General features: G+C 57.2%; 11 protein-coding genes and 1 other RNA gene. 8 read left to right on the forward strand and 4 right to left on the reverse strand.

Annotated elements, in window-relative coordinates; genetic code table 11:
• Positions 1–11: 11 nt before the first annotated feature.
• The gene (argR, locus tag HC757_RS09735; RefSeq protein WP_169564150.1) at positions 12–476 is read right to left on the reverse strand and encodes a transcriptional regulator ArgR; all 465 of its coding nucleotides are present in this window, start codon (positions 474–476) and stop codon (positions 12–14) included.
• 304 nt (positions 477–780) lie between these two features.
• Here argR and mdh point away from each other — a divergent pair, with 304 nt between their 5' ends.
• Positions 781–1,716 (forward strand): malate dehydrogenase, encoded by a 936-nt coding sequence (gene mdh, locus HC757_RS09740; protein WP_169564151.1) that lies wholly within the window; start codon positions 781–783, stop codon positions 1,714–1,716.
• A 179-nt stretch (positions 1,717–1,895) separates the two neighbouring features.
• Entirely contained in the window at positions 1,896–2,615 is a 720-nt protein-coding gene (folM, locus tag HC757_RS09745) for a dihydromonapterin reductase (RefSeq protein ID WP_169564152.1), read from the forward strand.
• A gap of 23 nt (positions 2,616–2,638) precedes the next feature.
• Here the strand turns inward: folM and HC757_RS09750 are convergent, their stop codons facing one another.
• From HC757_RS09750 to HC757_RS09760, 3 genes are all read right to left on the reverse strand, one after another.
• Entirely contained in the window at positions 2,639–3,277 is a 639-nt protein-coding gene (locus HC757_RS09750) for a 5-formyltetrahydrofolate cyclo-ligase (RefSeq protein WP_244623418.1), read from the reverse strand.
• A 49-nt stretch (positions 3,278–3,326) separates the two neighbouring features.
• Positions 3,327–3,507: non-coding RNA, 6S RNA (ssrS, locus tag HC757_RS09755), on the reverse strand.
• A 96-nt stretch (positions 3,508–3,603) separates the two neighbouring features.
• On the reverse strand, positions 3,604–3,912 hold the full coding sequence (locus HC757_RS09760) for a cell division protein ZapA (protein WP_169564154.1): 309 nt from the start codon (positions 3,910–3,912) through the stop codon (positions 3,604–3,606).
• Positions 3,913–4,291: 379 nt separating this feature from the next.
• Between HC757_RS09760 and HC757_RS09765 the strand changes: the two genes are divergently transcribed.
• The 6 genes from HC757_RS09765 (at position 4,292) to gcvP (ending at position 12,202) form a co-directional block, all read left to right on the forward strand.
• Positions 4,292–4,867: a UPF0149 family protein gene (locus HC757_RS09765; protein ID WP_169564155.1), complete on the forward strand. Its 576-nt coding sequence runs from the start codon at positions 4,292–4,294 to the stop codon at positions 4,865–4,867.
• A 56-nt stretch (positions 4,868–4,923) separates the two neighbouring features.
• The gene (gene ubiH / locus HC757_RS09770) at positions 4,924–6,147 is read left to right on the forward strand and encodes a 2-octaprenyl-6-methoxyphenyl hydroxylase (protein WP_169564156.1); all 1,224 of its coding nucleotides are present in this window, start codon (positions 4,924–4,926) and stop codon (positions 6,145–6,147) included.
• Between the two features lie 54 nt (positions 6,148–6,201).
• Positions 6,202–7,419, forward strand: coding sequence for an FAD-dependent oxidoreductase (locus tag HC757_RS09775; RefSeq protein WP_169564157.1), 1,218 nt, complete (start codon positions 6,202–6,204; stop codon positions 7,417–7,419).
• 256 nt (positions 7,420–7,675) lie between these two features.
• Complete coding sequence (gene gcvT / locus HC757_RS09780) at positions 7,676–8,770, forward strand: glycine cleavage system aminomethyltransferase GcvT (RefSeq protein WP_169564158.1); 1,095 nt, start codon at positions 7,676–7,678, stop codon at positions 8,768–8,770.
• A 26-nt stretch (positions 8,771–8,796) separates the two neighbouring features.
• Positions 8,797–9,186, forward strand: coding sequence for a glycine cleavage system protein GcvH (gene gcvH, locus HC757_RS09785; protein WP_169564159.1), 390 nt, complete (start codon positions 8,797–8,799; stop codon positions 9,184–9,186).
• A gap of 127 nt (positions 9,187–9,313) precedes the next feature.
• A complete protein-coding gene (gcvP, locus tag HC757_RS09790; protein ID WP_169564160.1) occupies positions 9,314–12,202 on the forward strand; it encodes an aminomethyl-transferring glycine dehydrogenase in 2,889 nt (962 codons plus the stop codon).
• Positions 12,203–12,925 lie beyond the last annotated feature (723 nt).

Here is a 12,925-nt window from a genome sequence, read left to right on the forward strand (position 1 = left end):
GCAACCGGGGATTATTCGGCGTAGTTGAACAGCGACTTGATGGTTTCCAGCGTGTCTTCTATGTCGTGGATGCTCGAAGGACAGAGGAAGATGGTATCGTCGCCGGCTATGGTGCCCAGTATGCCTTCGGGCTTGCCTATGGAGTCCAGCAGACGGGCGATGAGTTGGGCGGCGCCGGGACTGGTGCGTACCACTATCATGGCCTGGTTGTGATCCACATCCAGCACCAGGTTCTTCAGGGGGCTGCCTGCGGTGGGGACCCCGAGTTCGGCGGGCAGACAATAGACCATTTCCTGCTTGGCGTTGCGGGTGCGCACGGCGCCGAACTTACTCAGCATGCGTGAGACTTTAGACTGGTTGATGTTGCTGAAGCCTTCGGCCTGCAGCGCTGTGACTATCTCGCTCTGGGAGCCGAAGCGCTCTTCTTTCAGGATAGATTTAAAGATCCTGACGAGGTCATCTTGATTCTTGGTCATGGGTAATTTCTTATTCGTTATTATTCAAAAAAACTCCCTCATCTTGAATAATATTCACCATCAAGTCAACGAATATTCGAAACCCATGAATAAAAATGCATTGCCCGATTTGGTGTGAGCCTTGTTCCCCCTGGCGGGCCGCCCGGGCCCGTCGGACCCAGCCTCAAACCCGGCTGGCGGTGTACAGGAAACTTTCCCCTTAAGACCAAGGGATAATTGAAATTATCCTGCCTTTGCAGTAATGTGGCGCCATCATTAAAATAGATCTATGTCACACCTAATCCGAGAATCGACGGAGATAATTATGAAAGTTGCTGTACTTGGTGCTGCCGGTGGTATCGGCCAGGCACTCGCCCTACTGTTAAAAACTCAACTGCCTGCGGGTTCACAACTGTCTCTCTATGATATCGCCCCGGTCACTCCGGGTGTTGCGGTGGATTTGAGCCACATACCGACCGCCGTTGAAGTCAAAGGTTTCGCCGGTGAAGACCCAACACCAGCCCTGGTGGGTGCCGACGTAGTATTGATCTCTGCCGGTGTTGCCCGCAAGCCAGGCATGGATCGTTCGGATCTGTTTAACATCAATGCCGGCATAGTCCGCAACCTGATCGAGAAAGTGGCCGCGACGTGTCCCAAGGCGCTGATCGGTGTCATCACCAACCCGGTTAACACCACAGTGGCGATTGCCGCCGAAGTGCTGAAAAAAGCCGGCGTCTATGACAAGAACCGTCTGTTCGGTGTGACCACCCTCGACGTGATCCGCTCAGAAACCTTCATCGCCGAATTGAAAGGCCTGAACGTGGCTGACGTGAAGGTGAATGTCATAGGTGGCCACAGCGGCGTGACCATTCTGCCGTTGTTGTCTCAGGTCGAAGGCGTGAGCTTCAGCGACGAAGAAGTTGCCGCCATGACTACTCGCATCCAGAATGCCGGTACCGAAGTGGTCGAAGCCAAAGCCGGTGGCGGCAGCGCGACTCTGTCCATGGGTCAAGCTGCATGTCGTTTCGGTCTGTCTCTGGTGCGCGGTCTGCAAGGCGAAGCCAACGTGGTCGAATGTGCCTATGTCGACGGTGGCAGCGAGCACGCCGACTTCTTCGCCCAACCTGTGTTGCTGGGTAAGAATGGCGTTGAGAAAGTATTGCCTTACGGTGAGGTCAGCGAGTTTGAGGCCAATGCCCGTGATGCCATGCTGGACACGCTGAAAGCCGATATCAAACTGGGTGTGGAATTCGTCAAGTAATCCCCGTCCGGAATGAAAAAAGCGAAGCTCAGGCTTCGCTTTTTTTATGGGATAACGCCACCTGCAACCTGGCTCAAGCCATGCCTGTGAGGGGCCGTGCTGAGGCGTTATCCTGATGGGGCTTATATAGTTAACATTATCATGGTGACAGGCATGACGCCCGGTCATTGAGGAGCAAGATGAAAGGCATAATTCTTATCACGGGTGTGGGGAAGCGCATCGGCCATGCCATGGCCAGCCACCTGCTCACCCAAGGTTATGGGGTGATAGGCACCTACAGGCGCGATTATCCCAGCCTCGTGGGGCTCAAAGCGCAGGGAGCCGAACTCTATCCCTGTGACCTGGCCGATGAGCCGCAGTTGCAGCGGCTGCTGTCGCACATCAAGGGGCGCCATCCCAGCCTCAGGGGCATCATTCACAACGCCTCCGACTGGCTGGCGGATGATTCAGGGGGGAGCGCGGCGCAGACCATGGCGCATATGATGCTGGTGCATGCCAGTGCCCCTTACCAGATCAATCTGGCATTGGCCGATAATCTCAAGGCCGCGGCAGCCGACGGGATAGGCGCCGCCGATATCATCCACCTGACAGATTATGTTGCCGAGAAGGGCAGCCAGAAACACATAGCCTATGCCGCCAGCAAGGCGGCATTGCATAACATGACCCTGTCGTTCGCCGCCAAGTTGGCGCCTCAGGTGAAGGTCAATTCGATAGCGCCGGCATTGATCTTGTTCAACGAGGGCGACGATGCCGCCTATCGGCAAAAGGCGATGGCCAAGGCGATATTGCCAAGGGAAGCCGGCGAAGCCGAAATCCTCAACCTGGTCGATTACCTGCTCGGCAGTCGCTATGTCACGGGACGGAGTTTCGCCGTCGATGGCGGCCGCCACCTCAAGTGATGCCGGCTGCAGCCATGGCGGGGTTAACCCTGGGCCAGGGTCTCTGAGCCGAAGCGCAATACCCTGCTTGGGGTGACTATCATGGCCAAAGGCACGTCCCAGTGCTCGCAGGGCAAGCTGGGCACCGCCTGACAGTCATGGGCATAGCCTATGGGCAGCGGCTTGCCTGCCGTTTGCCAATGCGCCAGGGTGCGGTCGTAAAAGCCACCGCCCATTCCCATACGATTGCCCAGTTCATCGAAGGCCACCAGGGGGGTGATCACCAGATCCAGTTGCTCGGTCGGCAACAGGTTTCTGATGTCCAGTTTAGGCTCATCTATGCCATAGCGGTTGGGGAACATGCGGGTGCCCTGTCGATAATGCAGGAAAATCAATTGTCCCCGGTTGAAAGGGTGCAGCCTGGGCAGATAGGTATCGATATTGAGGCGCCACAATGCCTGGAATAGGGGCTGGGTATCCAGCTCACTGTCGTTGGTCAGGTACAGGCCGACCTTGGTCGGTTGCAGTGCCCTCAGCTGAGTGAGCATCTGTGCCATGGCGGCTTTGGCGGCCTGGGTTTGTTGCTGTGGGGATAATTGGTGCCGAAGCGCGCGGATCTGGTTGCGGATCGCGCTGCGGTCTTGGGCTGGATTGAATTGCGTCAGCTCGAAAGGCTGTGCCATGGTCGCTGTTGACGGGTCGGACTTAGCTGTCACGCGGGTCATAATTAGGATGCTCCCCAGGATACCGCTGCCGGTGTAGCCCTTGAACCGTAGGTTCAAGGCGGGTAAGTGATTACTTCCTAAGGCTTCTCGGTACGAGCCGAGCATGCTCAATGTCAGTAAAACATTCACCCTTGGATATAAATTATCGGCACAGGGACATTACCGGCTGGCGCATATCCCAGGGAGCAAAAAAACGGTTTTTCAGTAAAGTTTCAGGTACTTTTTCATTACCTTGGCCAAGGCCACGAGAGTCCAACCTGGTCGACTGACTCTGCAAGTACAGTCTAATCCTCCTGGACGCTGCGCTCAACCAGTGCGTGCTCGAGTGTGGATTGCAACAAGCCTATCCTCTCGTCCATCTGCTGCATATACTGTTGGTTTTTTTGCTTTTCTTCGTACAATTCATAGCCGATATTTAATGCGGCCATGATAGCAATTTCTTCCCGGCTCAGGCTATTGGTTTTTGCCTTCACCGAACTCAGCTGTTGCTCGACGCCTTGAGCCACTACCCTCAATGCATTCTCTTGTCCCTTGGGACAAGCGATAGAGTAGGTGCGCCCCAGCAGGGTAATATCGACAGCGCTGTTACTCATGCTCGGCAGTATCCTTTTATTGGCCTCTATGGGCGGACTATATAGGGCCAATATTAAAAGTGCAAGGCGCCGGCGGGGACCAGAGGGCCTTAAGCCCGGCGTTTGCTGCTTGTATGAGCATTTGCATGGGGCCGTGAGTGTCAGGTTGCAACATATCTTGCGCTCGCTGTTAACACAGACCTGCCACAGGATCAGCCGTATGCCGTTAACCCTAAGCCAGATTGCCGGCGCCGGCCAGCCTTATTCGCCAGTATTTGAGCTGCATCACGGCTTATTCGGATCCCGGGGTGGAATTGTCGATAATCTCCTTGTGAGCCTTGGTGGAAGCCGCCATCTCTGCTAGCATTGCAGCTAGAAAAGCATTGATTGGAATCCTAAAATGGCAATCCCTCCTTCGTTATGTATCGAACGTCTGTTGGCCGCCCTGGCCGCAGCCGATATAGGTCAACATCCGGTGGAAGTTCATGGGGCCCTGGTGGGGCTCATCTGTGGCGGGGTAGAGCAGAGAGCCGAAGCCTGGGTCAAGCCATTGCTGGAGTTGATGAACGACGGTCAACCCCTGCCGCAGGAACTGCATCGGCTGGTGGCCGAGTTATATCAGGACACTGTGACCCGGCTGGTGGACTTCGAGTTTGGTTTTACCCCGCTGTTGCCGGAAGAGGAAGAGCCGCTGACCATGAGAGTCGAAGCCCTGTCGCTCTGGGTGCAAAGCTTCCTGACCGGCTTGGCGATCATCCAGCCCAAGCTGAACCAGGCTTCGGCGGATGTGCGTGAGGCGATCAAAGATCTGGCCGAGATAGCTCAGGTCGAGTTCGATGTCTCGGACGATCAGGAATCCGAGCGGGCCTACACTGAGCTGGCCGAGTTTGTGCGCATGGCGGCGATCCTCTGTTATTCCGAGTTCGGTCCGGAATTGCCACTGGACGACACGGAAGCATCCACTGTACTGCACTGAGCTTCAGTACCGCATTTCATCAGGTCAACGGCTGACACCCTGTTCGAAGAGAGCCCATGAGCGCAAGTATCCAGACTGAGACCCAGGTAGCTGAGGTCGATATAGCCATCGTTGGCGGAGCCATGACAGGAGCCACCCTGGCACTGGGTCTGGCACGGTTGGCCGCCAAGGGACGTCCCCTGAGCATAGCCCTCATCGAGGCCCAGGCCCCGGGAGAGGCGCATCCAGGGTTCGATGCCCGCTCCATCGCCATCGCTCAGGGTTCCATCTTCGAATTGCGCCGCCTCGGGCTCTGGCCACTGCTGGCGGAACTCGGCACCAAGATAAGCAACATCCATATCTCAGATCGTGGCCACCTGGGCATGACAGAGCTCAATGCCAGCCAATTCCACCTCGATGCCCTGGGGCAAGTGGTCGAACTGGAGCGGGTGGGGCGGGTGTTGTTCGATGCCCTGCGTCACAGCCGGGTCCAGCTCCATTGCCCGGCCAAGCTGACAGGCGTAGCGCCAGAGGCCGACGGCCATCTGCTCACCCTGGATAATCAACAGCGGCTGCGTGCCCGTTTGGTGGTCGCCGCCGATGGGATCCATTCCCCCGTGCGTCAGTCCCTGGGGCAACCTCTGACCCAGATAGATTTCGGCCAGACGGCCCTGGTCGCCAACATCATCACGGATAAACCCCATGAGTCATGGGCCTTTGAGCGCTTCACCGCCACCGGTCCGCTGGCATTGCTGCCCATGGGCGACAGCCAGGGCCAGGCGAGGTTGTCATTGGTATGGGCGCTCGAAGCCGGGCAGGCCGCCATGCTCAAGTCTGCCCCCAAGGCCGAGTTCCTGCAGGCGCTGCAACAGGCCTTCGGCTACCGCGCCGGGCGCTTCGTCGATGTCGGCAGTCGCCACTCTTACCCCCTATGCCTGTCCTACATGCCAAGACCCATCTTCCACAGGTGTGTCTTCATCGGCAATGCCGCCCAGACGCTGCATCCCATCGCCGGCCAGGGGTTCAATCTGGGGCTGAGGGATCTGGTCTGCCTGCTGGAAGTGCTGGAGGAGGCGCTGGCTCGGGGCCAGGACATAGGCGCCGCCGCGACCCTGCACTCTTACCTGGCACTGCGCGAGACGGACAGGCGGGAGACGATCACCAATATCGAATTTCTGGTGCGCGGTTTCTCCAATCAACATTGGCCGCTGGTGGCCGGTCGCAGCCTGGGGCTCAGGTTATTGTCCTGGTTCCCGCCGCTCAAGCTCCCCGTTGCCCGCAAAGCCATGGGATGGCGCTGATGCCGGACGGCGTTAATCTGGCCGCTACCCATGGCCTTAGTGAAGGATATGCTTATGTTTAATACCCAAAACTATGATGTTGCCATTGTCGGTGGCGGCATGGTTGGTCTGGCGACCGCCCTGGGGCTGGCGCAGGCCGATCTCAAGGTGGTGGTCATAGATGCCGGTCAGACCCGGGAAGTCACGGGCGAGCCGCGACTGAGGGTGAGCGCCATCAACAAGGCGAGCCAGAATCTGCTCGAGCACCTGGGGGCCTGGCAGCATTTGGACCCGGCCCGGCTGGCGCCTTACCGCAAGATGCAGGTGTGGGATCAGGGCGGCCTGGGCAAGATAGGCTTCGATGCCAGGCAGCTCAGCGAGCAGCATCTGGGCACCATCATAGAGAACGATGCCATCAGCTTCGCCCTCGCCAAGTGTGTGGCCGAGCAGGACAAGATAAGTTATCTGGAAAATCAGCGCTTGGAACGCATCGCCTTCGGTGAGCGCGAGGCCTGGCTGACGCTCGCCAACGGCGACAATCTCAGCGCCGCGCTGGTGATAGGTGCCGATGGCGCCAATTCCTGGGTGCGGGAGCAATGCAAGATCCCCTTGACCTTCTGGGACTATGGCCATCACGCCCTGGTCGCCACCATAAGCACAGAACTGCCCCATGGCGCCACGGCGCGGCAAGTCTTCCTCGAAGAGGGGACCCTGGCCTTCTTGCCCCTGTATCGGGATAACCTCTGCTCCATCGTCTGGTCAGTCCCCCCAGCCAGAGCCAACGAGCTGTTGGCCCTGGAACCCGAGCAGTTCTCCCGCAGCCTGACCGCCGCCTTCGATGGCAGGTTGGGGCTCTGCCGGTTGGAGAGCGAGGTGCAGAGCTTCCCGCTGCGGATGCGTTACGCCAGGCATTTTGCCCGCCACAGGTTGCTGTTGGCGGGGGACGCCGCCCATACCATACATCCATTGGCCGGCCAGGGGGTCAATCTGGGCTTCCTCGATGCGGCCAGCATAATAGAAGTGGTGAGCGAGCTGGCGCAGGAGGGCAAGGACATAGGCCAGTATGCCAACCTGCGTGCCCTGGAGCGCTGGCGCAAGGCCGATGCCCTGGAGATGATCGCGGCAATGGAGGGCTTCAAGCGGCTGTTCGCCGGCGGCAATCCGCTCAAACGCGCCGTCAGGGATCTGGGCCTGAACCTGGTGGATAATGTCCCTGGGCTGAAAACAGTGTTCATCCAGCAGGCCATGGGCAATAAGCTGAGCTTGCCTCGACTCTGCCAGGCGGATCGTTAGCTTTATGTAAGTGAAATCGGCCAAAACAGCGGATTTGGCGCTTATTTGGGCATAAACCGGCTTTCGGCTGTAAAAAAATTACACCTTAGGATTAGAAAAGCTAATCCTTAAACTGTTCGGATTAGAAAATTCTCTTGTATACAAACTGTCATGCCAAGGTATAATTCGGCCGCATTTTATCTATGTATCATAGCCTGGTAATGCAATACCCTACGCCAGGTACAGACCTGTAAAAGGCCCCAAAAAAGGGATAACAATGGCTAATAAAACTGTTCTATTTAACAAGCATTTGGAATCTAACGCCAAAATGGTTGATTTCCATGGTTGGGATATGCCCCTCAACTATGGTTCACAGATCGAAGAGCATAATGCCGTCCGTCAGGATGCCGGCATGTTCGACGTTTCCCATATGACAGTGGTTGATGTGACCGGCACCGACGCCTGTGCATTCTTGCGTAAGCTGCTGGCCAACGACGTAGCCAAGCTTAAGGTTCCGGGTAAGGCATTGTACGGCGGCATGTTGGATCACGATGCCGGGGTGATCGACGATCTCATCACCTACTACCTGAGCGACACTCATTACCGTGTGGTGGTTAACTCCGCCACCCGTGAAAAAGATCTGGCCTGGATTGCCAAGCAATCGGCCGACTTCGACGTCACAGTCACAGAACGTCCCGAGCTGGCGATGATCGCCGTCCAGGGCCCCAATGCCAAGGCCAAGGCCGCCAAGGTCTTCAGCGCCGAGCAAAACGCCGCCATCGAAGGCATGAAACCTTTCTTCGGCATCCAGGCCGGTTCACTGTTCATCGCCACCACAGGTTATACGGGTGAGACAGGCTACGAAATCATAGTCCCAGAAGCCGAGGCCGCAGATCTGTGGCAGGCACTGTTGGACGTCGGGGTTAAGCCCTGTGGTCTGGGCGCCCGCGATACCCTGCGTCTGGAAGCCGGCATGAACCTCTACGGCCTGGACATGGACGAAAGCGTTAACCCGCTGGCGGCCAACATGGGCTGGACCATAGCCTGGGAGCCGAGCGATCGTGACTTCATCGGCCGTGAAGCCTTAACCGCACTGAAAGCCGCGGGTACCGAACAACTGGTTGGCCTGGTAATGGAAGAGAAGGGTGTATTGCGTCACGATATGCCGGTATTTTTCACCGACGCCAACGGCGTCGAGCAGCAAGGTAAGATCACCAGTGGTACATTCTCGCCAACATTGGGCTATTCTATTGCCATGGCGCGTGTCCCTATGGGTATCGGTGAGACCGCCGAAGTCGAAATGCGTAAGAAGCGTGTCGCCGTCAGAGTCGTGGCACCCAACTTTGTACGCAATGGTAAACAAGCATTCTAAAAAAAACGGAACAAGGAACAAGAACAATGAGCAACATTCCGACTGAACTGAAATACGCCTCTTCCCATGAATGGATCCGCCTGGAAGACGACGGCAGCTACACAGTAGGTATCACGGAGCACGCCCAGGAACTGCTGGGTGACATGGTGTTTGTGGAATTGCCGGAAGTGGGCGATACCGTCAGCGCCGGTGAAGATTGCGCCGTAGCCGAATCAGTCAAGGCCGCATCCGACATCTACGCCCCTATTTCGGGTGAAGTCGTTGCGGTTAACGAAGCACTGGAAGACTCGCCAGAGCTGGTCAACAGCGACGCCTACGGAGATGGCTGGTTCTTCCGTGTCATGCCTTCCGACGAAACCGAAGTCGAGGCGCTGCTCGATGCCGAAGGCTATCAAGCCGTCATCGACGAAGATTAATTCGTGATAAAAACGAAGCCCCTCTCGGGGCTTCGTTTGTTTTACATCAGGTATTACGACAACTTAGACCGCTAATCGGCCGCCCTACACTTGGCCGAATAGCGGCAAATCTGGAACAAGGTTTATCATGACCAAGCAAACCCTCACTCAGTTAGAGCAGCACGACCTATTTCTCAGCCGTCATATCGGACCCGACAGTGGCCAACAGCAGGACATGCTCAACTTCGTTGGTGCCGAATCGCTGGAGGATCTGACGGATCAAATCGTTCCCGGCGCGATTCGCCTGCAACAGGAGCTCAGCCTGGATGCCTCGTGCAACGAAGCCGAAGGCATAGCTTATATCCGTGAGTTGGCGAAGAAGAACAAGGTGTTCAAGAGCTACATAGGCATGGGCTACTATGGTACCCAGGTGCCGAATGTGATCCTGCGCAACGTGCTGGAAAATCCGGGTTGGTATACGGCGTACACTCCCTACCAGCCTGAGATAGCCCAGGGCCGTCTGGAAGCCATTCTGAACTTCCAGCAAGTGTCCATGGATCTGACTGGGTTGGAGCTGGCCTCGGCCTCGTTGCTCGACGAAGCGACGGCTGCCGCCGAAGCCATGGCCATGGCCAAGCGGGTTTCCAAAGCCAAGAAGGCCAATGCCTTCTTCGTTGCCGACGACGTGTTCCCCCAGACGCTGGACGTGATCAAGACCCGTGCCGAGTGTTTCGGATTCGAGGTTGTCGTAGGGCCTGCGAGCGATGCCGTGAACCATGAGTTGTTCGGTGCCTTGTTCCAGTACACCAATAAATTCGGTCAAATCACCGACTTCAGCGAGCTGTTCGTCGAGCTGCGCGCCAAGAACGTCATAGTGTCAGTGGCGGCCGACATCATGTCACTGGTGTTGCTCAAGTCACCCGGCGCCATGGGCGCAGACGTGGTCTTCGGCAGTACCCAACGTTTCGGCGTTCCCATGGGCTTCGGTGGCCCACATGCGGCCTTCTTTGTTGCCCGCGACGAGCATAAGCGTTCCATGCCGGGCCGCATCATAGGCGTGTCCAAGGACAGCCGTGGCAACCAGGCCCTGCGGATGGCGATGCAGACCCGCGAGCAGCACATCCGCCGCGAGAAAGCCAACTCCAACATCTGTACCGCGCAAATTCTGCTGGCCAACATGGCCTCCTTCTACGCGGTATTCCATGGTCCTCAAGGCCTGAAGACCATAGCCTCGCGCATCAATCGTCTGACAGACATTCTGGCGGCCGGCCTCAAGGCCAAGGGCCTGCAGCTGGTTAACGACACCTGGTTCGATACTATCTCCATTAAAGGCGCCGATGTCGATGCCATCGCCGCCCGCGCACTGGCGGCCGAGCTGAACCTGCGTATCGATGCCGACGGCATCCTGGGTGTGAGCCTGGATGAGACCACACTGCGCAGCGATGTGGCGCAACTGTTCGATGTTATCCTGGGTGCGGGTCATGGCCTGGACGTGGCGGCCATAGATGCCCAGCTGGTTGCGGCAGACAGCACTTCCATCCCGGCGGCCCTGGTACGTCAGGATGCTATCCTGGTGCACCCGACCTTCAATCGCTATCAGAGCGAAACCGAGATGATGCGCTACATCAAGCGCCTGGAGAACAAAGATCTGGCGCTGAACCACTCGATGATCTCCCTGGGTTCTTGCACCATGAAGCTCAACGCCGCGGTGGAAATGATCCCAGTGAGCTGGCCCGAGTTTGCCAACATGCATCCTTTCTGCCCGCTGGATCAGGCTCAGGGTTACACCCAGATGATCGGCGAGCTGTCGAGCTGGTTGGTGGAAATCACGGGTTACGATGCCGTCTGCATGCAGCCTAACTCAGGCTCACAGGGCGAGTACGCGGGTCTGCTGGCGATCAAGAAGTATCACGAGTCCCGTGGTGAAGCCCACAGAGACATCTGCCTCATTCCTCAGTCTGCCCACGGCACCAACCCTGCATCGGCCCAGCTGGCCGGCATGAAGGTGGTCGTGACCGCCTGTGACAAGCAAGGCAACGTGGATCTGGAAGATCTCAAGGCCAAGGCCGCCGAGCTGGCCGACAACCTGTCGTGCATCATGATCACCTACCCATCGACCCACGGTGTGTACGAAGAATCCATCCGCGAGATCTGTGACATCATTCACCAATACGGTGGTCAGGTGTACCTGGATGGTGCCAACATGAACGCCCAGGTTGGCTTGACTTCACCCGGCATCATAGGCGCCGACGTGTCGCACCTCAACCTGCACAAGACCTTCGCCATTCCCCACGGCGGCGGTGGTCCAGGCATGGGCCCAATCGGCGTCAAAGCCCATCTGACCCCCTTCATTGCCGGTCACGTGATCGTCAAGCCAGGCCTTGGCAGCGACAACAACGGCGCGATATCGGCGGCACCTTTCGGCAGCGCCGGCATCCTGCCTATCAGCTGGATGTACATCAAGCTGCTGGGCTTGAATGGGCTGAAGCAGTCGACCCAGGTGGCGTTGCTGAATGCCAACTATATGATGAAGAAGCTGTCCGAGCATTACCCTGTGCTATTCCGCGGCCGCAACGATCGTGTCGCTCACGAGTGCATCATAGATCTGCGTCCATTGAAGGAAACCTCGGGCGTGACCGAAATGGATGTCGCCAAGCGTCTGAACGACTATGGCTACCATGCCCCTACCATGAGCTTCCCGGTCGCAGGTACCCTGATGATCGAGCCGACCGAGTCCGAGTCCAAGGTCGAGCTGGACAGGTTCATCGCGGCCATGGTGGCGATCCGCGGCGAGATCGCCAGAGTCGAGTCGGGTGAATGGCCAGCGGACAACAACCCGCTGCATAATGCGCCTCATACCATGGCAGACATAATGGATCCCGAGTTCGACTCGCGTCCCTACAGCCGTGAAGTGGCCGTGTTCCCGTCGGCGGCAGTGCGTGCCAACAAGTTCTGGCCGACCGTCAACCGTATCGATGACGTCTATGGCGATCGCAACTTGATGTGTAGTTGTGCCCCCATGGAAGACTACGAATAAGCATTATTCGTCGCTGATGTTTGATGCATTGAAAAGCGAGCCTTAGGGCTCGCTTTTTTGTATATGGATATACTTATCCCCGATTGCCATGGATGGTGAAGGAGGGGATTTGTATATGGATATACTTATCCCAGATCGCCATGGATGGTAAGCCATATCCAAACTTCGTTTGGAATTAACGTCGTGGGGCTTCACCCCACACCCGACCAAAAGGGGAAAAGCGCCTGTTCCCCTTTTGGAAATCCCCCGGCGCCCCTGCGGAGTTGAAAGCCCCTTGGACTCAAGGCCAAATTCGCTATCGCCTCATATTCGCCGTTTTACATCCCTGTAAAACATCCCAGTTCGGCAGTCCCTGCCTCTCGCTCATAAGCTCAAAAATCACCGATTTTCATTCGCCCCTGGCTCACCTGAGGCTAGCTCGGCGAAGCACATCCCTATGCTTCACTCCCCGCTCGGCTGTCCAGCCTCGCGCTCATAAGCTTATTGCTTCGCGATATTCGCCCATGCCTCGCTCACGCCTTCTTTGTTAAATCAAGAGCGCTCCAATCGCCCTGCGGCAATTCCGGAGGCGATGCGGAGTCTGCGGCGGGGTTTGGGAGGGTGTTCAATATTCTGTGTCAGCCTGTCATAACTCTATGTGGGCATCCAGTCGTCCCTCGAAGTGGATCGACAGTTGTGACAGGGTCAGGTTCCAGTTCTGTACAGGATGTGTCCAGCGCTCGG

This window comes from Shewanella salipaludis, assembly GCF_012911865.1.
Classification (GTDB): Bacteria; Pseudomonadota; Gammaproteobacteria; order Enterobacterales; family Shewanellaceae; genus Shewanella; species Shewanella salipaludis.